Genomic DNA, 21,651 nt, shown 5'->3' on the forward strand with positions numbered 1-21,651 from the left:
CCGCTCCTGACAGGAGTAACACGATTGTTCCCCTACCATCGTAATCTTACTGTCCTCCCGAGTGTTGTGCCGTCATGTGTGCAGTTCCCTCTGAAGGCGTAAGCGACGCAGATCACATCGATACGATTTGCCTGATTCTGTTCGACGACTGGTGCGCCACGCGCAGCATCATTCCTCTCATCTATCTGATGCAATGCTGGCCCCTGCTGGACCAGAAGTATGGGCGGATCAGTCTGCTGAGCAGCACACTCGCCGAATTGCTGAAGTATCACGCGGACGCTCTCACACCTGAGCAAACCAGACTGCTGGGCGAATTGATTTATCGCGCCGACAACCTGCTCATGCACACCGCGCCCTAGCCGTCGCATCTGGTCTTCGCGACCGCCGATAGGGAGGCCTGTCTTGATGAGGATGCTTTATAGGCATATCCCTACAAGAAAAATCAGCAAATACTGACAAGGACGATCGAGACACGTCCACGCCCGCAATCCTCCCAACGAATTGCCGCTCACGATAGCCAGGTTATGCCAGAGCGAGTCCTCGTCGAGTAGCAGCGACTACAGATTCTTTTATGAATCGCGGATTTCGTCCTTCAGTAATGACCAGGACTGCCGTATACGCATAATGACTGCGCGGAGCAACGCAACTCGATCTTGCGCAACAGCCGCCACGCGAGACCAGATGTCCCACGCTGCTATCAAAACTGTGCGGGCGATTGTCCACGTCGCCACATTCACGCGCATACCGGAATTAGCCAGCCAGGCATCATGACAAGTCGTCAACTTTATCGCCCGTGGTTCATTCACTGTAAACAATTCTTCCGATCCGGCATCACGCTATTCGCGGTATCGGTAGAAAACGAGGAGCTGAACCGATCGCAGTCGGTCGCACTGTCGACGCAGATCCCGCTGCTGTACTTCATCCTCGTTACGAACAGCATTGCATTAGCCCTCACGCATCTCGCTTCCGCTCCACTCTTTCTAAGCGCTGTCGTACCGGCCCTGCTGTCCGCCGTTTGCCTCGGCCGTCTCGTCTGGTGGCGGCGGACCCGCCACGCCGACGTCGATGCCGCCACCCTTGCGAGGCGGCTGCGGATCACCGCGCGGCTCGTGCCGCTGCTCGGCGTGGTGTTTACGGCGTGGGCCCTGAGTCTGTACCGATACGGCGATGCCTACGCAAAGGTCCACGTCGCGTTCTATATGTCGATCACGGTGATCGGCTGCATCTTCTGCCTGATGCACCTGCGCGCCGCAGCGTTATCGCTGGCCGTCGTCGTGATCGTGCCGTTCTCGATCTTCTTTTCGTTGACCGGCAAGCTGGTGCTTGTGCTGATTGCGGTGAACCTTTTGCTCGTGTCCATCGCGATGACTGTTGTGCTGTTCGTTCACTACCGGCATTTTGCGCGATTGATCGAGTCATCGGCCGACCTGAAGATGAAGCAACTGGAGACGCAGCGTCTGAGCGACGAAAATTTCCAGCTGGCGAATCTCGACTCGCTGACCGGGCTGCCGAACCGGCGCGCGTTCCTCTCCTGCATCGCCGCTTCGACGCCGGCAGATGCAGGCCGTGTGGCAATCGGGCTCATCGACCTCGACGACTTCAAGCTCGTCAACGATGCTTACGGTCATGCGACAGGGGATCGAGTGCTCGCCGAAGCGGGGCGCCGTCTCGGCGAGTTCAGGGAATCTGAGATCTTCTTTGCGCGCCTCGGCGGAGACGAGTTCGGCATGCTGATTCGCGGTGATCTCTCCGCTGACGAACTGATGCTTTGCGGCGGGGCAATTTGCCGTTTGCTTCGGCAACCGTATGAAGTGGCGGATCTCACACTCAGATTATCCGCGTCGATCGGGTTCGCCGTATCGGATGCCGATACTGTCAGCTTCGAACTCCCGTTTGAGCGTGCGGATCACGCGCTATACCATGCAAAGCAAAACGCCCGGGGAGAACCCGTCATCTTTTCGCACGCGCACGAAAGCGAAAGGCGCCGCACGGCGCTGGTCGAGCAGGCGCTCGCCCATGCCAACCTCGAACGCGAACTCTTTGTAGTGTTTCAACCGATTGTCGAGTTACCTGACCAACGCATTCTGGGATTCGAGGCGCTTGCACGCTGGACACATGACAAGCTCGGCATCGTTTCGCCGGCGGAATTCATCAGGTGCGCAGAGCGGTCGAACCGGATCCTGCCGATGAGCGAAATTCTGCTGTGGAAAACGCTCAGGCACGCCAAACAGTGGCGAAACGCCACGTGCGTGTCGTTCAATCTGTCGGCTCGCGACATCGGATCACCCGATGCGATCCAGCGCATTATCCGGATCGTCCTTGCGAGTGGAATGCCGCCACACCGGATCGAAATGGAAATCACCGAAACTGCGCTCGTGAGCGATTTCGGGGTGGCGAGCGAATCGCTTCGCTTGCTCAAGCAACTCGGCGTTCGCATTGCGCTGGACGATTTCGGCACTGGATTCTCGAGCCTTACGTACGTGCACCGTTTGCCGCTCGACAAGATCAAGATCGATCGCAGCTTCGTCAGGGATATTGTGGACAATGTAACCGGGCAAAAGGTCGTCAAGTCCATCATCGACCTGTGCCGCAATCTCGATCTCGACTGCGTGGTGGAAGGCGCGGAAGCCGAAGAGCAGGTGCAAATCCTGCATGAACTGGGTTGCAGCAAGATGCAAGGCTATCTGTTCGGTAAGCCCATGTCCGCCGAAGCCGTACTTGCTCTGGCCGCAGACGATTCACACGCTCCTGCCCCCGCTGCATTGGCCGGGAGTACGCCCTGCGGGCATTGCAGCCAGAATTTCGCGGATTGACGCGAGCGACTGTTCGGCGGTCGCCGTCGGTATGTGCGGGCGAGACGTCCTGAACTCCGGCGGGCGCAGCCCGAGGCACCGGCAAACTTGCGACACGTAGGGCTTTGTCGGTCCGCTGCACCGCCTGGCGGCCGCAGACAGTGACGCGTCGCTGACCTGCTGCCGCAGCCAGGCCAGCGTCCGGCGGTCCCGGTCGTTAAGAACACGAACCATATGCTCCATATCGCCTCCAGAACTGTACGCATGAACAGTACTGTTAATATATACAGTAGTCATGCTGGGTTCAAGGCTGATTTCGAGACGGCGGTCAGGCGCGGGGAACTTGCATCGGGTACAGGATCACGTCGCCTCCTTGCTGCAGAGAAGAGGCTTTTGCGTTTGGTGAGACGAGGCCGGGAAAAACGAACACCTCAAAAAATCAGACAACGAGCACCCTGCTGTTCGAATGTTTCTTGACGCGACTAGAAATGGCTATATGTTTGTACGATTTTTGACTGATGTACGATTTTTTCATACACTACCCATAAATCGTACACGAGTAGTCAGATGCCACGTACTCTCTCTTTCAACGAGCAGCAGCTTCTCGAAGACGCATGCGCGGCTTTCGGGCGCTCGACGCGCATCTTCAAAGCCATACCCGGTCGCGCGCGGCGCGCATCGGACGGCCTGACCGACGGCACGATCCGGTTCGAACTCGCCGGAAAGAAGTTCGAGATGCCCGTTTTCATCAAGACCCGGGCTGATGCCTCGGGCATCCTTCTCGCGCAACATCGCCTGTATGCCGCTCAACCGGGTGAGCATCGGCGCCAGCTCATGCTGGTCGCGCCGTACATCGGTTCCGAACTTGCCGCCCGTCTCATTGACGGGAAAGTCCCGTTTCTGGATGCTGCCGGCAACGCGTTTATCAGCGAACCCGAGGGCACGGTCATGGTCATCGGCCGCGCCAAACCGCAGCTTCTGCACAGCGCTCCGACAGCGCGCGCCACCACGCGCAAAGGTCTGCAGGTGATGTTCGCCATCGCAACGCAACCAGGGCTCGTGTCACAGCCCTATCGAGCCATTGCTCAAGCATCGGGCGTAGCGTTGAGCACGGTGAATCAGGTCGTCGACGACCTGCAGTCGCGGGGACTCGTCGCGCTCAGGAGCAACGGCGAGCGCATTTTCACGGACTGGCCAAAGCTGGTTCAAGAATGGATAAGCCTCTACCCTTCCCGCCTGCGCCCAAAGCTTGGCGCCAGACGATTCGCGAGCGCAAAACCAGACTGGTGGCGAACCTTTGACTTCGCTGAATTCAAGGGCCTGCTCGGCAGCGAAGCGGCCGCCGATGTCCTGACGCACGATCTGAAGGCGGCCAGCGTCACAATCTACAGTCAGACGGCGCTCGACAGTCAGTTCATGCTGAAGGCCCGGCTTCGCCCGGATTCGCGGGGCGACGTCGAAATCCTCGACGCATTCTGGCCCGGGACGCCAGCGTCCGGCTGGCAGGCCGGCGATCCACCACTCGTGCACCCGCTCCTTATTTACGCCGATCTTGTCGCGTCGGGCGATGATCGCAACCTCTCTGCTGCGCAATGGATCTATGAGCAGTACCTCTCCCAACCCTAACGCCAAGGTCAGCGAGGAACGGCCCGTTCATCCGGCCACCATCGCATTGCTGCGTCACGTTCGGGACGCAGCGGATCGGCGCGGCATTGATTTCGTGGTGGCGGGTGCGACCGCCCGCGACATCGTGCTCTGGCACGTACACGGTGTTCGCGCGGAGCGCGCAACCCGGGACATCGACGTCGCGGTTTGTGCGATCAGCTGGGAAGCTCACGGCGGCCTCGTCGGGGAGCTCGAGGCGACCGGTCTCTTCAAGGCTGATAGAAAAACGCAGCAGACATTGGTGTTCAGAGATCCGGCCGGCGGCTGGGCCCTTCCGTTAGACCTGGTTCCCTTCGGTGATCTCGAAGCGCCAGCCGGATCGATCGCATGGCCGCCGAAAGGCGACTTTGTGATGAACGTGCTCGGTTTCCGCGAGGCCGTCGATCATGCGATCGAGATCGACCTCGGGGAAGACCTCGCGGTACCCATAGTGACGCTGCCGGCGCTCACGTTACTGAAAGTCCTCGCCTGGCACGATCGTCGCACGCGAAAGAATACGGATGCATCGGACCTCCTGCTCGTCCTCCGGAGCTACTTCAGGGCGGGAAACGAAGAGCGCATCTGGGAGGCCGCGGCCGATCTGCTGGTGGAGTACGAATACAACGTCGACCTCGCGGCGTCGGCATTGCTCGGCCGGGAGGCACGCCAGATAGCATTGCCTGCCACGCTCGACGCGGTCAAGGCAATCCTCGCGGACGAGGCAAGCTACGAGACACTCAGGCGTGACATGTTGGCGCGCGCGGCCGCGCAGTTGCTGGACGATTTTGCGGACGCGTCAGATAAGACGCTTGCTGCATTCCGGCGCGGCTTTTTGAGCGCTGCGGCTCGCTGAATCTCCAAGGCGACCGCCCGCACGCATGTTAGACACGTAGTCAATCACATCGGCGTCATTCATCCCGGTCCAGGCACGCACGGATCGCTCGGCGCTCCCGACATTGCTGCCGGCACGCGGCGGGCGGCTACTGGCTGTTCGCCCACTCCCGCACCGCCTGTGCGAACAGCCTGAGTGCGGTCGGAGGATGTCGATTGGCGGGGTAATAGAGGCACACGCCCGGAAATGAAGGACTCCATTCGGGCAGCAATTGCTCCAGCCGCCCCGCCGCCAGATGCTCCGCGACCAGGTATTCCGGCACCCACGCCACGCCGATGCCAACCAGCGCCGCCTCGACCATCAGGTTCAGATTGCCCAGAGTCATCGGGCCGTCGACATCGACGCTGGCGCTTTTACCGCGATACTCGAGATCCCATCGGTAGAGCGCGCCGCTCTCGAAGCGGAACCGGATACACCGGTGCTGCGCCAGATCGTGCGGCGCTTTTGGCCGCTCGTGATGCGTGAGGTAGTCGGGCGATGCCACCGCGGCGAAGCGGATGTCGGGGCCGAACCGGATGGCGACCATATCGCGCGGCACATCCTCCAGGACACGAATGCCAGCATCGAAACCATCAGCCACGATGTCCACGAGCCGCGTGTCCACGACGAATTCCACGTGAATATCCGGGTAAGCAGCGAGGAAATTGGGAAGCACATGCCGAACAAGAGATTTCGCCGCAGATTCGGATGCGCTGATGCGGATCGAGCCCGAGGGACGATCGCGTGCGGAAGCGACATCGTTCACCGCGTCCTCGAGATCCGCGATAGCCGGTCCAACGCGCCGCAGGAGCTGGTCACCCGCTTCGGTCAGCGCGACTGACCGGGTTGTCCGGTTGAACAAGCGCACGCCGAGTCTCGCTTCGAGACCTCGCATCGCATGGCTGAGCGCAGACGGGGAGACACCCAGCGTACGCGCGGCCCCGCTGAAGCTTCGCTGATGGGCGATGGCGACGAAAGCAGTGAGTTCGGACAGGCCGGCACGCAACATAGATGAATTTCCCTCAAGACCCCGTGAAATTGTAGCCGTATTGTTGAGCGACGCACAACAGCCTAAGCTTGACTCCTCTGAGCGCTGATTTGCGCTGCCGCCGGCGGCTGCCACGCCTGGAATATCTCGAAAGGAGTTGGAGAGCATGCAAAAACGCACACTGGGAAACAGCGGGCTTGAAGTGTCCGCGATCGGTCTCGGCTGTATGGGTCTGAGCTATGGCTATGGCCCGGCCACTGAAAAGTCCGAAGGGATCGAGCTAATCCGGGCTGCTTTCGAGCAGGGCGTGACCTTCTTCGACACCGCTGAAGCCTATGGCCCGTTCGTGAACGAGGAACTGGTCGGCGAGGCAGTGGCGCCGTTTCGCGACCAGATCGTGATCGCGACCAAGTTCGGCTTTCAGGACGGTGATTCGAAAAAGCCCCTCGACAGCCGGCCCGAGCGGATCCGTGCTGTCGCCGAGGCCTCGCTGAAGCGGTTGAAGACCGATCGCATCGATCTGTTCTATCAGCATCGTGTCGATCCGAACGTGCCGATCGAGGACGTGGCCGGCACCGTCAAGGATCTGATCCAGCAGGGCAAGGTCAAGCACTTCGGCATGTCCGAAGCTGGCGCGCAGTCGATCCGCCGCGCCCACGCCGTACAGCCGGTCGCCGCGCTGCAAAGCGAATATTCGCTGTGGTGGCGCGAGCCGGAACACACGGTACTGCCGACTCTCGAAGAACTGGGCATCGGTTTCGTACCGTTCAGCCCGCTCGGCAAAGGCTTTCTGACCGGCGCGATCGATGCGAACACAACGTTCGACAAAACCGACTTCCGCAACGTCGTGCCGCGTTTCTCCGAGGAAAACCGCAAGGCGAACGCGGGTCTCGTCGACGTGCTCGGCAAGATCGCCAACAGCCGTGGCGCCACGCGTGCGCAGATCGCAATCGCCTGGCTGCTCGCCCAGAAGCCGTGGATCGCGCCGATTCCGGGTACGACGAAACTGCATCGGCTGGAAGAGAACATTGGCGCAGCCGCGGTCGCGCTGTCGGCCGACGATCTGGCCACGATCGAAACCGCCCTGCAGCAGATCAAGGTGGTGGGCGATCGCTACCCGGCGTATCTGCAGCAGCGCGTCGACCGCTAACGGATGGTGCTCGGCTCACAAGCCCAGGAAAGCACACTGGCGACGCTGCGCAAGCGGATCGCCGGCTTCGAGGCACAGGCCGAACTCGCGGCTTCGACCGACTTTCCTGCTGGTCAGCGCCGAACCCAAGGTGTCACCCGCTTCATCGTCATGCTGTTCGCTGTTCGCTTCTCGCTTGCGCATCCGCATACAGTTCGTATACTTCGCATATAACTTCTGCGAGACAGCGTGAACACAACCTCCCCTGCCAGTGCCGAAAAACTGGGCGAACTGGCGTATCAGACCCTGCGCCGCATGATTCTCGACAAGGCGCTGCGCAGCGGCGGCCCGGTCGTTGAAGGACGGCTTGCCGACGAACTCAACATCTCACGCACCCCCATGCGCGAGGCCTTGCTGCGTCTCGAAGGCGAAGGCCTGCTGGTGCGCGCCGGCGCACGTTCCTATTCCGTGCGCTTCGTCAGCGCCCAGGAATACTTTCAGGCCATGAAAGTGCGCGAACTGCTGGAGCCCGAAGCGATCGCGCTCGCCATCGGCAAGATCGACAAGAAGCAGGTTCAGCAGTTGATCAGGAAGATCAAGGCGCTCAGCAGCGGCCAGCAGGAGCAGGCGCACTGGCAGATCGACGACCAGGTCCATACGATGATGGCCCGCGCAAGCGGCAACGACGTGCTGGCCCGCACGATCGACGTGGTCCGCACCAACAGCCGCCTGTTCGAACTGGTCACGCCGTTCAACCGCATCGAGGAAGATCGCGCGGAGCATCTCGCGATCCTCGAAGCCTATGCGGCGGACGACGCCGACGCGGCACGCGCGGCGGTGCGCACCCATCTGCAAAACCTTCGCCGCTTCGTACTCGAACGGCTCAGCGAAGGCACCTACATCTGACGCATTCAAGTTTTGCGGAACAGCCGCATCAGTGACGCAGTATCTTGCCGACGAATTCGCGCGTACGTGCTTCCTGCGGCGCGTCGAATACCTGTTTCGGCGTGCCGGTCTCGATCACATGGCCGCCCGCCATGAAAACCACTTTCGACGACACCTCGCGTACGAAGCTCATCTCATGCGACACGATGAACATCGTGATGCCATCGGAGGCGAGCGTGCGAATCGTATCGAGCACTTCGTTCACGAGTTCGGGATCGAGCGCGGCCGTGACTTCGTCGAGCAACAGCACCTTCGGCTTCAACGCCAGCGCGCGTGCAATCGCCACTCGCTGCTGCTGGCCACCCGAGAGTTCGTCGGGATAAGCACGCAACCGGTGCGCAAGACCGACACGCGTCAGCAGCCTGATCGCGTCTTCCTCGACTTCCTTGCGCGGCCAGCCCTTGATTCTGGTCGGCGTGATCATGACGTTGTCGAGCACCGTCATGTTCTGGAACAGGTTGTACTGCTGGAACACGATCGCGATATCCGAGCGCAGCGCGCGCACCGCGGCCTTGTCGGCATAATTCACGGCCGCGCCGTTCAGATGCACGCTGCCGTGCACCGGCCGGAGCAGCCCCATCAACACGCGCAGCAAGGTGCTCTTACCCGATCCGGACGGCCCGATCAGACTGACTATCTCGCCCTTTTCGACGCAGAGACTGATTCTCTCCAGCACCGTGTGCGGCCCATAAGACGCCTTCAGGTCAACGATTTCGAGTTGCGGCAAGTTTCCTCTCCATGCGCTTACCGAAGCGCGACAGCGGATATGACATCAGAAAATAGAGCGCCAGAATCGAACCGTAAACGATCCACGCGGAAAAGCCCTTGTTGTTGAGCACCTTCCCGGCCGACGTGAGTTCCATCACACCGATCTGCGAGGCCAGCGCGGTATCCTTGATGAACATCACGAAGAAGCCGAAAGTGGGCGGTACGATGACGCGCCATGCCTGCGGCACGATCACGTAGCGCAGCGTCTGAACATAACTGAAGTTCAGCGTGCCGGCCGCTTCCCACTGATTGACGTGAACCGACTCGAGGCCGCTTCGCACGATCTCGCCGAGATACGCCGACGCGATCAGGCAGACGCTGACGAGCGCCACCGTGAAGGTGGACAGATTGGCGCTCATCGCCTGGCTCGCGAAAAACACCAGCATCAGCGTGACAAGGAACGGTATGCGCCGGAACAGCGCGCAGTAAACGAACATGATCGCGCGCACCGGCGCCATGGCGCGCGAACGCGTCACCCTCAGCACCGCGACGAGAAAACCCGCTATGAATCCCGCGAAACAGCCGATTGACGACAACACAAAGGTGGCGGCGAAACCTTCGAGCAACAGCAACAGGTTGTAGTACGAAAACAGTTGGGTGAGTTGAGCCATGGACGAAGCGAACATCAGAACACCTTTATCTTCGCGCGGCAGACATGGCGCCCGAACATCGCCAGCGCGAAGGTGGCCAGCACCGTCACCGCGATGTACATGAGCGCGGCCACGCTGAACGCTTCGACCGACAGATAGGTCTGCGAGCTGATGTTATACGTGCGCCCGGTCAGTTCCTCCACGCCGAAGATCGCCGCCATCGAGGTGCCGAGCGTCATCACGATGAACTGGTTCGACAGTGGCGGAAACATCACCTTCATGACGTGCGGAAAAATCACGTGACGCACGATTTGCGGCGTCGAAAAACCCAGCACTTCGGCCGCTTCGATCTCCGCCCATCGAACCGACGCGAAGCCGGCCCGCTGGATTTCGCACAGGTAAGCACCCGCGTTGAAGGTGGCGCCCAGCACCACCGCGGTGAGCGGCGAGAGCGTGATGCCGATCTCCGGCAACGCGAAGAACAGAAAGAAGATCTGTACGAGCTGCGGCGTATTGGCCGCGAAAGTCACATAGGCTTTGACCACGCGCTGCAACGAGGCCGACCCATAGCGCAAGATCGCGGCGCAAACGAGACCGATCAGCATGCCGAGGCCGAATGCGAGCACCGCGATCTGCAAACTGAGCCACGCGCCGCCGAGCAGATACGGCCATTGCTCGAGGATGGGCCCGAAGTGAAGCGTCATCGAAACAGGCCTCCTTGCGGCGAAGTTGTGGGGCGTTCATCGCCCGCTTGCGGCGCGCCGCGCTGCGTTCGTTCGATCATGCCCCGCAGATCACGCTCATGGGTCACGCTCATGGGTCACGCTCATGGGTCACGCTCATGGGTCACGCTCACTGCGCGGCGGCCGTTGGCGGAGCCGCAGTCGGATCGTGCAGCATCGGACTGCCGAACCATTGCTTCCAGCGCGCCGCGACGAAACCGCTCTTGTGCAGTGTCGCGATCTCCTTGTTCAGCCGCTCGGTGAGCGCGGCGTTGCCCTTTTTCACGCCGATACAGTCGTAATCTACTTCGATCGGCTCATCGACCACACGCCATTTCGTCGAATAGTTCTTCGTATAACTGAGCATGAAATCGAGCACGTCGATCAGCGCGTCGGCGCGCCCCTGCGCAATCGTGCGCACGGCGTCCGGATAGTTGTCGAGCAGCAGCAGTTGCGCCTTCGGCAACTTCTCCTGAATCAGCTTGACCGGCGTCGTGCCACGCACCTGAACCAGCCGCACCGACGGATCGTTCAACTGGGTCCAGTCTTTATAGGGTTTGTCCTGCGTCGTCAGCACGCCGAGCACTTCCGTATTGACCGGGTCGGTGAAGTCGATGACCTTGAGACGGTCGGCGTTACGCGTCATGCCGCCCATCACGGCGTCGATCTTGTCGGTCATCAGGAACGGCACGCGATCGTTCGACCCGACCGGCACGATTTCCAGTTTCACGCCGAGCGAGTCCGCGATCTTCCTCGCGATATTGACGTCGAAACCGTCAATGTTGTTCTTTGCGTCGTAGCTGCCGAGCGGCGGCAGATTCGGATTGATGCCGAATACGATCTTCTTCGACGCCAGAATCTCGTCCAGCGTGCGCGCGCCGGCATCGAGTGAACCGAGCAGCGCGCATGCCGCGATACCAGCGGCGAGCATGCGGCCCAGGATGATCGAGAGTTTCATTCGTGGACTCCGTAAGCGTTACATGATTAAGGTTTGAAGCATCCGGACGAGGCATTCGCAAGGCCGTTCCTTTTTTGGCGACTTTGCGTATACGTATCGTATACGTTAGTATCAAAACATCGCCTAAATTACTTGTCAAGCGAGGTTGGGACCGATGCCCGGAGAACACACCATGCGTATCGACAGTGCGGAAAGCTCGCTCACGGTCGAGCTTTTTCTTGATGGTCAGCGCCTCCCCGCGCGCGCCGGCGAGAGTGTCGCCGCGGCCCTGTTTGCGTGCGGCAGGAAGGCGCTGCGCGTGAGCCCTCGCCTGCATCAGGCGCGCGGCATGTTCTGTCTGATGGGTTCCTGCCAGGAGTGTCTCGTGATGGTGAATGGCCGCCGCGTGCTGGCCTGCCAGACGCGCGTCGTCGACGGCTTGCGTGTCGAAACCGTTCCGGAGACCGGCGCTGATGTCTGACTTCGACGTGGCGGTGCTCGGCGGCGGCCCGGCCGGCGCCCATGCGGCGATGGCGGCTTCGGCTGCGGGACTGAGCGTCGCACTGTTCGACGAGAACCCGGCCGCGGGTGGTCAGGTGTACCGGGCGCCGGTCGAGGGCGCGGCTTCGTCCGGCGGCGCGGATCAGGAGGCCGGAAACACACTGCGCCGCGAGCTGGCCGCAAGCGGCGTCACGACATTCTTCGGCCATTCCGTATGGGCCGTCACCGGCGACTATCGCATCGACGCAACGGGCCCGCACGGCCCGCTGCATTGCACCGCACGCGCACTGATCGCCGCAGCCGGCACGACCGAGCGGGTCGTGCCATTCGAAGGATGGACCACGCCTGGCGTAATCGGTCTGGCTGCCGCCACCATCCTGTTGAAGTCGCAGCACATGCTGCCCGGCCAGTCGACGCTCGTCGCCGGCTGCGGTCCGCTGCTCGCGGCCGTGGCGGCCAAAACGATCGAAGGCGGCGGCAGGGTCGAGGCCATCGCGGATCTCGCCGGCACCGGCGACTGGTTACGCACCGTGCCCGCCCTGCTTGCGCGTCCCGATCTGTTGCGCGAGGGTCTGCGCTGGTGGAGCACCATCCGCCGTGCAGGCACACGCAGATATGCGCGCCATACGATCGTGCGGGTCGAGCCGGCCGGCGATCAACTGCGCGCGACCCTCGCCCCTTGCGATGCAAGCGGGCGTCCCGTGGATGGAAAGCGCAGGACCGTGACGGCCGATTGCGTCGCCGTCGGTCATGGGCTCACGCCGTCTACCGAGGTGACGCGTCTGTTGCGCGCACAACATCGCTACTCGCGCGAAGCGGGCGGCTGGATTGCCGTCGCCGACCAGGACGGGCGCACTTCGCGCCCTCGTCTCTATGTCGCGGGCGACGGCGCCGGGATCGCCGGCGCAGCCGCCGCCGCGAAGCACGGCACGCTGGCCGGACTTGCCTGCGCACTCGATCTCGGCGCGCAAGCGCCTGCGCGACTGCAAAGCCTCGTCGAGACGGCGCGCGACGCATCTCGCCAGGCTGCGCGTTTCGGTCACGCGATGGCGAATCTGATGGCCCTGCGCCCCGGGCACGTGGACAGCATTGCCCCCGGCACCATCGTCTGCCGCTGCGAGGATGTGACGCGCGCCGAAATCGACGCGGCCTTCGACGCGGGCGCTCATGACGTCAACCAGCTCAAGGCATGGACGCGATGCGGCATGGGCCCCTGCCAGGGGCGCACCTGCGGCGACATGGCGGGCGAACTGCTCGCCCGCCGCGCGGACGATGCATCGCGCGAACGCGTCGGCTGCTTTTCCGCGCGCACGCCGCTGCGCCCGGTGACGGTCGAAGCGCTGACCGGCGACTACACCTACGACGACATCCCGATCCCCAAGGCGGCGCCGCTATGAACGCACTGTCTGAAACGTTGCACGGACCGTTCGATGTTGCCGTGGTCGGCGGCGGCGTGATGGGCTGCACGACCGCACTGTTCCTTGCGCGCGCCGGCATGCGGGTGGCCGTGATCGAGCGCGATGCGCTGTGCCGCGCCGCTTCCGGCGTGAACGCCGGCACGCTGACTCTGCACATGACGCGGGCGGCGCTGGTGCCCTACGCGATCCGCGCATGGAAGATGTGGATGGAGACGGACCAGTGGCTCGGTCAAGGCGTGCTGGCAACCGCCGCGCCGGGTCTTTCGCTCGCCTTCACCGAAGCCGAACGGGAGCTGCTCCGGGCCCGCGCCGCTGCCCGCCGCGAATACGGCGCGCAGATCGACCTGCTCGAGCGCGACGCCGCGCTCGCCGTCGAGCCCGGACTCAATCCCGCGATGCTGGAGGCCGCGTTCTGCGCGACCGACGGTTTCGCGAGCGCTTATCTGACCGGCCGCGCCTATCACGCGGCATTGCGTGAAGCCGGCGTGCGGATTGTCGAGCAGACGCCGGTCACGCGGATCGATCGGGTGAACGGATGCTATCGCGTATCTGGCCAGGAACGCGGCCCAGAGCACGGCCCGGAACCCGGTCCCGACAGCGGTCCCGACAGCGCCGCCGCTTCGCTTCGCATCGACGCGAAGCGGCTCGTCATGGCCGGCGGCGTATGGCTCGAACCGCTGCTGGCGATGCTCGACGTGCACATTCCCGTGAAGACGCTCGTCAACCAGCTGATCGTCACCGAACGCATGCCGCCCATCATGCGTTCGGTGCTGAGCATCGCCAACGGGCTGCTCTCGATGAAGCAATTCGCCAATGGCAGCGTGCTGATCGGTGGCGGCTGGCAAGGCGTCGGCGACCGTATTCGAGGCCCGGTCGAAACCATTCCGCAGAACCTGACCGGCAATCTTCGGCTGGCGCAGCACGTGATCCCGGCGCTCGCCAAAGCGCGCGTTGCGCGCATCTGGCTCGGACTCGAAGCCGAAACCGCCGACGCGATGCCGATGCTCGGCGCGCTGCCCGGCCTCACGGATGCCTGGGTCATCGGCTGCGTGCACTCCGGCTACACCAGCGGCCCCTATATGGGAAAACTGCTCGCCCAGACGATGCTCGGCGAGGCACCCGAGTTGCCCTTATTCGATCCCGCGCGGCTCGTGGTTCAAGCCGCCGCGCCCGCCCTTACTCCTCGAGAAAACACTGAATGATTCCCTCGCATGACGCCCCCTTCAACGGCATCTATGCCGCCACCCTTTGTCCGCTCGACGCGCAGGGCCGTCATCTGGACGAAGCTGCGCTCGCCCGCCATCTGGAGGACGTCGCCACGGTCGACGGTATTGTCGGCTTGCTGATCAACGGCCATGCCGGCGAGAACTTCGTGCTGTCGCGCGACGAAAAGCGGCGCGTGGTGGAGATCGCGCACAGCGTGTGCGGCGACCGCTCGATCATCGTGGCCGGCGTGAATTCCGAAGACAGCTACGAAGCGCAGGCGCATACCGACGACGCAAAACGTGCGGGCGCCGACGCGATGCTGCTTTTTCCGCCTTTCTCATGGGCGCTTTCCACTGATCTCGACACCGTCGTCGCGCATCATCGGATCGCCAATGCCAACGCGCGCCTGCCCATGATGCTGTACCAGGCGGGCGTCAGCACCGGAGCAATGGCCTACACGGAGCCCATGCTGCGTGCGCTGGTCGGATTGCCGGAGGTCGTGGCCATCAAGGAAGGCAGTTGGGAGACCGCGGCCTATGAGGGAAACCGGCGCTTCGTCAAATCGATAGCGCCGCACGTCGCCGTCATGGCTTCCGGCGACGAGCACCTGTTCACGTGTTTTGCCGTCGGCACCGAAGGCAGCCTGGTGAGTCTCGCCGTCGTCGTGCCGGAATTGATCGTGGCGCTCTATCGCGCGGTCCTGCGCGGCGACCTGCCCGAAGCGCAGCGGTTTCATGCCCGCATCTATCCGCTCGCGAAGGCCATTTACGGCACCGCGCCGGGATCGCATGCGAACGCCCGGCTTAAGGCCTGTCTTCATCTGCTCGGAAAATTTCCGCACGCGTCGATGCGGCCGCCGATTCCTCCGCTGTCCGCCGCGGAAACCGGCCGTCTTGAAAGCGCGCTCTCGATTGCCCTCGAACACGACCGGAGCCACTCATGACTCACAGCACGACCCGCACGCTTATCCGCGGCGGCCGCCTGATCACCTCGGTGGACGACTACAGCGCCGACATCATGATCGAAGGCGAACGCATTGCCTGTATCGGGCAGCAGCTGGAAGCCGGCCCGGACACGAAGGTGATCGACGCGAGCGGCCTGCTGGTGTTTCCCGGCGGTGTCGATTGCCATACGCATATGGAGAATACGTTCGGGCCGTCGGTGACCTGCGACAACTTCGCCTCCGGCACCCGCTCGGCCGCTTTCGGCGGCACCACGACGATCGTCGATTTCGCGTTGCAGAATGCCGGCACCAGTCCGCTCGACGCCATCGCGAGAGCGCAGTCGAAAGCGGGCTCGGCGGCCAGCATCGACTACGGATTTCACGTGATCGTCACGCACGTCGATGAAGACGTGCTGGCCGACATGCAATACGCGATCCGCCACGAAGGCGTGTCGAGCTTCAAGATGTTCATGGCGTATCCGGGCACCGTGATGTCCGACGACGCCACGATTTTCCGGGCGATGCGGATGGTCGGCCAGCACGGCGGCATGATCGCGCTGCACGCCGAGAACGGCACGGTCATCGACCTGCTGATTCGCGAGGCGCTGGCGCAAGGGCACACCTCGCCCCGCCATCACGCGCTGACGCGTCCCGCGATCATGGAAGGCGAAGCCACGCATCGCGGCATCAAACTCGCCGAGCTGGCCGAGGCTCCCGTGTACTTCGTTCACCTGTCGGCGAAGGAAGCGCTCAAGCATGTCATCGAGGCACGCGATCTCGGCATTCCAGTGTTCGCCGAAACCTGCCCGCATTACCTGTTCTTCGACGAATCCGCATATGCCGACGACAGCTTCGATCTCGCGCGCTACGTCATGAGTCCGCCGCTGCGCTCGAAAGACGCCCAGAACGCGCTATGGACCGCGCTCAAGACCGACGATCTGCAGTTGATATCGACCGATCATTGCCCGTACTGCATGAAGGAAGGCCATCTCGGCAACGTGAACCAGAAGCCGCTCGGGCGCGATGACTTTTCGAAGATTCCGAACGGCGTGCCGGGCGTCGAAACGCGCATGACGGTGGTGTACGACGGCGGCGTGCGGAGCGGCCGGATTTCGTTGAACCGCTTCGTCGAATTGACGTCGACCGCGCCCGCGAAACTGTTCGGGTTGTTCCCGAAGAAAGGCACGCTCGCTATCGGCAGCGACGCGGATATCGTGCTATTCGATCCCGACGAACCGCATACGATCTGCGCCCAGACGCAACACAGCGACTGCGACTTCACACTGTTCGAAGGCCATCAGGTGACGGGCCGTGTGAAGAAGGTGCTGCTGCGGGGTGAACTGCTGATCGACGACGGCGAATGGGTCGGCCGTACCGGACAGGGCCAATTCGTCGCGCGCGGCGAGCTGGGCGCGCACTGGTAACGCCGGTAAGCGCGATGCCGATCTACGACTACCAGTGCACGCAGTGCGGTGCGTTCGACCAGATGCAAAGCGTGGCCGCTCGCCACACCGCGCCTTGCCCTCGGTGCGGCGAGCCTGCGCCCCGGATCCAGAGCGGTTTGCCCGTGGTATTGACGCATACCCGCAAGGCGCCGCCGGCGGAAGACGGGACTGCTTCGTCCAGCGGGCGTTACCGGTGCGTTTGTTGCCGCTGACTTGCCGCTGACTTGCCGCTGACGACCTTGCCTGGGGCGAACCGTCCGGCAAGCGATCTGCGCTAACGGGCAAATGGTGCTGTGCGGCAAACGTGCGCAGCGGCAGGCATGCCCATTGCATCGCGTGCGAGCGTTTGAAACGCGCCGGCTTTTATGCGATGCTTCCTTCGCCTCAGCATCCATCAGAAGAATGAGAGGCCGCGCCGGAGACCAATCCTGTTGTCCACTTCCCAGGAGGAGACATGATTGAACCGTCGCAAGTCCGCCGCAACATTGCAATCTCCCTGATCTCGCCCCGCCGCGCAGCCGGCACGCTTCGGCACCGAAGCGTTCACCGGGCGGCCGTTTCAAGCTTTGTGCTCGTAGCCAGTGTCGCCAGCGTCTGCTTCGCGGACACTCAGGTCGGCGCAGCGCTGCCGCCTGCGCCGAGCGTGCTGTACGGCGACCTGTTCGTCGCCGTGCAAACCGCGCAGATCTATCCCGATCAGAAGACCTTCGTCGACGCCACGCCGAATGCGGACCCTGCCGCGATCGTGCAGTTGTATGAGCAGCAGAAGAACAATCCGGGCTTTTCGCTGGCGAGCTTCGTCAACCAGTACTTCACGCCGCCGAGCGAGCCGGTCATTACGCCGCCGCCGAACCAGACGCTGCGCGAGCATATCAACTGGCTGTGGCCCGCGCTCACGCGCACCACGACGAGCGCGCCGGCGAACAGTTCGCTGATTCCCTTGCCGAAGCCGTATGTCGTGCCCGGCGGACGCTTCCGCGAGGGCTACTACTGGGACACCTGGTTCACGATGCTGGGGCTCCAGGAGGCCGGCCGCGAAGACCTCGTCGACAACATGCTCGATAACTTCGCGTATGAGATCAACACCTTCGGCCACATCCCGAACGGCAACCGCACGTATTACCTGGATCGCTCGCAGCCGCCGTTTTTTTCGTACATGGTGACGCTCGCGGCGAAGGTCGAAGGCGGCAAGGTCTACCAGAAATATCTGCCCGCCCTGCGCAAGGAGTACGCGTACTGGATGCAAGGCGCGGACTCGACCAAACCGGGCGACGCGACGCGCAACGTCGTGGTGATGCCGGACCATACGGTGCTCAACCGCTATTGGGACGAACTCGACACGCCGCGTGACGAGTCGTATCTCGAGGACGTGAAGACCGCGCAGCAGGCCACGGGGCGCTCGCCAAACGAGGTCTACCGCGAACTGCGCGCGACCGCGGAGAGCGGCTGGGATTTCAGCTCGCGCTGGTTCGGCGACAACATGACGCTCGCGACGGTCCGCACCACGTCGATCATTCCGGTCGATCTGAACAGCCTGATGTTCCACCTCGAAACGACCATCGCCAGAGGCTGTGGCGAGACCCGCGATTTCCGCTGCGTGGGCGAGTTCGCCGAACGCGCGGCGAAACGCGCGGTGGGCATCAACCGGTATCTGTGGAATGCCAACGGCTATTACGGGGACTACGACTGGAAGCTCGCGAAGCCGCGCGACAACAAAACGGCGGCGATGCTGTATCCGCTGTTCGTGGGCGCGGCGTGGCCGGAACGTGCGCGGAAAACGGCCCAGCAGGTGCAATCGACGCTTCTGCAACCCGGCGGCCTCGTGACGACCACCTACAACACGACGCAGCAGTGGGACGCGCCGAACGGCTGGGCGCCGTTGCACTGGATCGCGATCGAGGGCCTGAAGCGCTATGGGCAGGACGCGCTCGCGCAACAGATCGGCACGCGGTTTCTGGCTGACGTCAAGGGCGTCTACGCGTCCGACAGGAAGCTGGTCGAGAAGTACGTTGTCGAAGGCGCGGGAACCGGTGGCGGAGGCGGTGGCGAGTATCCGTTGCAGGACGGCTTCGGCTGGACCAACGGCGTGACGCTCAAGCTGCTCGATCTGTATAGCCCGGGCGAGTAGCGTTCAGCTAGCGTTCGTGCAAACGTCCCGGCATGGCGAGGGGCGCACACGGTTGCGGGTGACGTGTGCGCCTCTCGTGCATGCAGCCGGATCGACCGTCAGGGCGACGTGCCGGTACTTGCCGGCGCGTTCGCGGGATCGTTGGCCGTGCTGCCTGCGTCGGCCGGCGTGATGTCGTCCGGTGTGGGCGTCGGCGCGGAGGCCGGCACGCCGCCCGCGGGCGCCTGCCCGTCGATGTGCTCGCTGGCCGGTTGCGGCGCGGACGCCGGCGTCGGGGAAATGAGCGGCGGCTGCGGCATCGGCTGCGGTTCAATCGCGGCAGTGGAAGCAACGGAAGCCGCGGAAGCAACTGATGCAGCCGGCGCGCGCCGCGTCGCATTGCGGCTTGCCGGCGGCGCCTCGGGCCTGGCCGGCGACGCAAACAGATGCTCGAACCACGCGCGGATCTTGCCGGACAGTTCGGCGAACCTGCCCGGTTCCTGCTCCGTCGCGAACCTGGCGCGAACGTCGACCAGCCTCGAGCGCTGCGCGTGCTGGAAAAAATCGCCGACGATCGGTAAGGCGCTGTGCGCCCCCTGCCCCCAATAGTCGCTGCGCAATGTCACGCGGCTGTCGTTGAAGCCGACCCAGGCGCCGGCCACGAGTTGCGGATGGATGAGGATGAACCAGCCGTCCGCGTTACCCTGCGTCGTGCCCGTCTTGCCGGCGACATCGCCGCGCACGCCGAAGCGGCTGCGGATGCTCGAACCCGTGCCCCGGCTGACCACGTCGCGCATCACGTCCACCAGCGTTCGCGCGGTGTCGGCCGGCAATTCCTGTCTGGGCGGCACCGGCGCGAACTCCGCCAGCACTTCGCCGTTGCGATCCTCAATGCGCGTGACCATCACCGGCTCCACATAGCCGCCGAGGTTGGCAATCGTGCCGTACGCCGAGACCATTTCCTTCAGCGTCACGGGGCTCGTGCCCAGCGCCAGCGAGGGCACCGGATTGAGCTCGCTGTCGCGCACGCCCATTGCGCGAGCGAGCCGCGCGACCTTGGCCGGACCGACTGTCTCCATCAGCTGGGCGGTAATCCGGTTGCGCGAATAAGCGAGACCGTCGCGCAGGCTGATGGCGCGCCCGGTCGGTTCGTCGTCGTCGCTCGGGCGCCAGATTTCGCCGCCGGCCAGCGGGATTTCGATGGGTTTGTCCACGAACGTATCGGCCGGTTTGGCGCCGTCTTCGAATGCCGCGGCATAGACGAACGGCTTGAAGGTCGAGCCCGGCTGGCGGCGCGCCTGCTGCACGTGGTCGAACGGATCCTGGCTGAAGTCGCGGCTGCCGACCCATGCCTTGATCTGCCCGTTGCGCGGATCCAGCGCGAGGAAATCCGCCTGTACCCGGGTCTTGCTCTCACACACCGTCTGCACCAGATTGCGATCGGACGAGAGCCGTTTCAACGCTTCGCCGTCCGTCAGACCCGAGTCTTTCGCCGCGCGATAGTCAGGCGTCTCGCGCAGGAAGACCTGCAACAGGTCCTTGCCGTTCGCGCAACCCGCGCGCGCTCCCCATGCCGAGTTCGCGATGCCCTGCAACTGGTTGCCCTGCCACACCACGGCCTGGGTCGCCATGGCCTGCAAGCGGGAATCGATGGTGGTGCGCACCACCAGTCCATCGGAGTAGATGTTGTAGTCGTTGCGATCGGCCCATGCTGCAAGCCATTTGCGCAGTTGCTGCGCGAAGTGCGGCGCGGGTCCGGGCGGCTCGGTTTGCCGCTCGAAATCGATGCGCAGCGGACGGCGCTTCAGCGTCTCGTAGGCCGAGGGGGGCAGCTTGCCGTACTTGACCATCTGGGCCAGCACTATGTTGCGCCGCTGCACGGCGCGCTCCGGGTTGAGCACCGGGTTGTAGTAGCTGTTGCCCTTCAGCATGCCGGCCAGCGTCGCGCTTTCCAGCACGTTGAGCTCGGCGGCCGATTTGTCGAAATAGGTACGCGCCGCCATTTCGATGCCGTAAGCGTTGTAGAGGAACGGTACCGTGTTCAGATACGTCTCGAGAATCTCGTTCTTGGTGTAGAGCGCCTCGATCTTGAAGGCGGTGATCGCCTCCTTCAGCTTGCGGGTCAGCGTGGGCGCGCGGCCGATTTCGTCGGGATACAGATTACGGGCGAGCTGCTGCGTGATGGTCGAGCCACCCTGACGGTCGCCGGAAAACGTATGCAGCGCGGCCGATGCCGTACGCCGCCAGTCGAGACCGAAATGCTGGTAGAAGCGATGGTCTTCCGTGGCGATCAAGGCGTCCACCACGTGCGGCGAGATATCCGCGAGCTTCACCCACTCGCGGTTGGACGGCTTGAATTCGGCCAGCAATTTGCCGTCCGCCGAGAGCACCTGGGCGGGCTGTTCCACCTTCGCCTTGCGAATGTCGCCGATACTCGGGGTGAACGGAATCAGGATCAGCACGTAAAGGAACAGCAGCGCCGGCACGGCGGCGCAGGTCAGCGCCACGCCGCGTCGCGTGGGGCGGCGGACGCGCCGAAGCACGTCGGCGGCGCTTGGCCGGATCTCCGCCAGTCTTGCTGCACAGAACTCGAAAAACTGCGTGATCAGGCGTTTCACACTTGCATACCGTCAACGGGAAAGCCA

Annotated in this window: 21 protein-coding genes; 14 read left to right on the forward strand and 7 right to left on the reverse strand. The window is 63.2% G+C overall.

Going from position 1 to position 21,651, the window contains the following annotated elements:
- The first annotated feature begins 74 nt into the window (after positions 1 to 74).
- Positions 75 to 359: a hypothetical protein gene (locus AC3WLT_RS19945; RefSeq protein WP_492593410.1), complete on the forward strand. Its 285-nt coding sequence runs from the start codon at positions 75 to 77 to the stop codon at positions 357 to 359.
- A 408-nt stretch (positions 360 to 767) separates the two neighbouring features.
- Entirely contained in the window at positions 768 to 2,813 is a 2,046-nt protein-coding gene (locus AC3WLT_RS19950; protein ID WP_492593411.1) for a putative bifunctional diguanylate cyclase/phosphodiesterase, read from the forward strand.
- Here AC3WLT_RS19950 and AC3WLT_RS19955 read toward each other — a convergent pair.
- On the reverse strand, positions 2,739 to 3,089 hold the full coding sequence (locus tag AC3WLT_RS19955; RefSeq protein WP_492593412.1) for a CppA family protein: 351 nt from the start codon (positions 3,087 to 3,089) through the stop codon (positions 2,739 to 2,741). The genes AC3WLT_RS19950 and AC3WLT_RS19955 overlap by 75 nt on opposite strands.
- 270 nt (positions 3,090 to 3,359) lie before the next feature.
- Between AC3WLT_RS19955 and AC3WLT_RS19960 the strand changes: the two genes are divergently transcribed.
- Together AC3WLT_RS19960 and AC3WLT_RS19965 are read left to right on the forward strand one after the other, a co-directional pair.
- Entirely contained in the window at positions 3,360 to 4,418 is a 1,059-nt protein-coding gene (locus tag AC3WLT_RS19960; protein ID WP_492593413.1) for a type IV toxin-antitoxin system AbiEi family antitoxin, read from the forward strand.
- Positions 4,393 to 5,289, forward strand: coding sequence for a nucleotidyl transferase AbiEii/AbiGii toxin family protein (locus AC3WLT_RS19965; RefSeq protein WP_492593414.1), 897 nt, complete (start codon positions 4,393 to 4,395; stop codon positions 5,287 to 5,289). The genes AC3WLT_RS19960 and AC3WLT_RS19965 overlap by 26 nt, the downstream gene beginning before the upstream one ends.
- A 127-nt stretch (positions 5,290 to 5,416) precedes the next feature.
- Here the strand turns inward: AC3WLT_RS19965 and AC3WLT_RS19970 are convergent, their stop codons facing one another.
- Positions 5,417 to 6,316 (reverse strand): LysR family transcriptional regulator, encoded by a 900-nt coding sequence (locus AC3WLT_RS19970; protein ID WP_492593415.1) that lies wholly within the window; start codon positions 6,314 to 6,316, stop codon positions 5,417 to 5,419.
- A gap of 145 nt (positions 6,317 to 6,461) precedes the next feature.
- On the opposite strand from AC3WLT_RS19970, the gene AC3WLT_RS19975 reads away from it, so the two are divergent.
- The 3 genes from AC3WLT_RS19975 to AC3WLT_RS19985 are packed head-to-tail and all read left to right on the forward strand — an operon-like array spanning position 6,462 to position 8,330.
- Positions 6,462 to 7,445, forward strand: coding sequence for an aldo/keto reductase (locus tag AC3WLT_RS19975; RefSeq protein WP_492593416.1), 984 nt, complete (start codon positions 6,462 to 6,464; stop codon positions 7,443 to 7,445).
- 3 nt (positions 7,446 to 7,448) lie between these two features.
- The gene (locus AC3WLT_RS19980; protein ID WP_492593417.1) at positions 7,449 to 7,658 is read left to right on the forward strand and encodes a hypothetical protein; all 210 of its coding nucleotides are present in this window, start codon (positions 7,449 to 7,451) and stop codon (positions 7,656 to 7,658) included.
- 15 nt (positions 7,659 to 7,673) lie between these two features.
- Positions 7,674 to 8,330 (forward strand): GntR family transcriptional regulator, encoded by a 657-nt coding sequence (locus AC3WLT_RS19985; protein WP_492593418.1) that lies wholly within the window; start codon positions 7,674 to 7,676, stop codon positions 8,328 to 8,330.
- 28 nt (positions 8,331 to 8,358) lie between these two features.
- On the opposite strand, the gene AC3WLT_RS19990 is transcribed toward AC3WLT_RS19985, so the two are convergent.
- From AC3WLT_RS19990 to AC3WLT_RS20005, 4 genes are all read right to left on the reverse strand, one after another.
- Positions 8,359 to 9,096 carry an amino acid ABC transporter ATP-binding protein gene (locus AC3WLT_RS19990; RefSeq protein ID WP_492593419.1) on the reverse strand — a complete coding sequence of 246 codons (738 nt, stop codon included), beginning with the start codon at positions 9,094 to 9,096 and terminating at the stop codon, positions 8,359 to 8,361.
- Positions 9,074 to 9,763 carry an amino acid ABC transporter permease gene (locus tag AC3WLT_RS19995; protein WP_492593420.1) on the reverse strand — a complete coding sequence of 230 codons (690 nt, stop codon included), beginning with the start codon at positions 9,761 to 9,763 and terminating at the stop codon, positions 9,074 to 9,076. Before AC3WLT_RS19995 ends, AC3WLT_RS19990 begins: the two co-directional genes overlap by 23 nt.
- Entirely contained in the window at positions 9,763 to 10,431 is a 669-nt protein-coding gene (locus AC3WLT_RS20000) for an amino acid ABC transporter permease (RefSeq protein WP_492593421.1), read from the reverse strand. Before AC3WLT_RS20000 ends, AC3WLT_RS19995 begins: the two co-directional genes overlap by 1 nt.
- Positions 10,432 to 10,579: 148 nt before the next feature.
- Positions 10,580 to 11,407 carry a transporter substrate-binding domain-containing protein gene (locus AC3WLT_RS20005; protein ID WP_492593422.1) on the reverse strand — a complete coding sequence of 276 codons (828 nt, stop codon included), beginning with the start codon at positions 11,405 to 11,407 and terminating at the stop codon, positions 10,580 to 10,582.
- Between the two features lie 172 nt (positions 11,408 to 11,579).
- Between AC3WLT_RS20005 and AC3WLT_RS20010 the strand changes: the two genes are divergently transcribed.
- From AC3WLT_RS20010 to treA, 7 genes are all read left to right on the forward strand, one after another.
- The gene (locus tag AC3WLT_RS20010) at positions 11,580 to 11,867 is read left to right on the forward strand and encodes a (2Fe-2S)-binding protein (protein WP_492593423.1); all 288 of its coding nucleotides are present in this window, start codon (positions 11,580 to 11,582) and stop codon (positions 11,865 to 11,867) included.
- Positions 11,860 to 13,284, forward strand: coding sequence for an FAD-dependent oxidoreductase (locus tag AC3WLT_RS20015; protein WP_492593424.1), 1,425 nt, complete (start codon positions 11,860 to 11,862; stop codon positions 13,282 to 13,284). The genes AC3WLT_RS20010 and AC3WLT_RS20015 overlap by 8 nt, the downstream gene beginning before the upstream one ends.
- Positions 13,281 to 14,507 (forward strand): NAD(P)/FAD-dependent oxidoreductase, encoded by a 1,227-nt coding sequence (locus tag AC3WLT_RS20020; RefSeq protein WP_492593425.1) that lies wholly within the window; start codon positions 13,281 to 13,283, stop codon positions 14,505 to 14,507. Before AC3WLT_RS20015 ends, AC3WLT_RS20020 begins: the two co-directional genes overlap by 4 nt.
- Entirely contained in the window at positions 14,504 to 15,454 is a 951-nt protein-coding gene (locus AC3WLT_RS20025) for a dihydrodipicolinate synthase family protein (RefSeq protein ID WP_492593426.1), read from the forward strand. The genes AC3WLT_RS20020 and AC3WLT_RS20025 overlap by 4 nt, the downstream gene beginning before the upstream one ends.
- Positions 15,451 to 16,878, forward strand: a complete 1,428-nt coding sequence (hydA, locus tag AC3WLT_RS20030; protein WP_492593427.1) for a dihydropyrimidinase — start codon at positions 15,451 to 15,453, stop codon at positions 16,876 to 16,878. Before AC3WLT_RS20025 ends, hydA begins: the two co-directional genes overlap by 4 nt.
- Before the next feature lie 14 nt (positions 16,879 to 16,892).
- Positions 16,893 to 17,111 (forward strand): FmdB family zinc ribbon protein, encoded by a 219-nt coding sequence (locus AC3WLT_RS20035; protein ID WP_492593428.1) that lies wholly within the window; start codon positions 16,893 to 16,895, stop codon positions 17,109 to 17,111.
- Between the two features lie 242 nt (positions 17,112 to 17,353).
- Entirely contained in the window at positions 17,354 to 19,027 is a 1,674-nt protein-coding gene (gene treA, locus AC3WLT_RS20040; protein WP_492593429.1) for an alpha,alpha-trehalase TreA, read from the forward strand.
- A 98-nt stretch (positions 19,028 to 19,125) separates the two neighbouring features.
- On the opposite strand, the gene AC3WLT_RS20045 is transcribed toward treA, so the two are convergent.
- Positions 19,126 to 21,624 carry a penicillin-binding protein 1A gene (locus AC3WLT_RS20045; protein ID WP_492593430.1) on the reverse strand — a complete coding sequence of 833 codons (2,499 nt, stop codon included), beginning with the start codon at positions 21,622 to 21,624 and terminating at the stop codon, positions 19,126 to 19,128.
- Positions 21,625 to 21,651: the final 27 nt, after the last annotated feature.

The organism is Paraburkholderia sp. FW306-2-2C-D06C, from assembly GCF_058781505.1.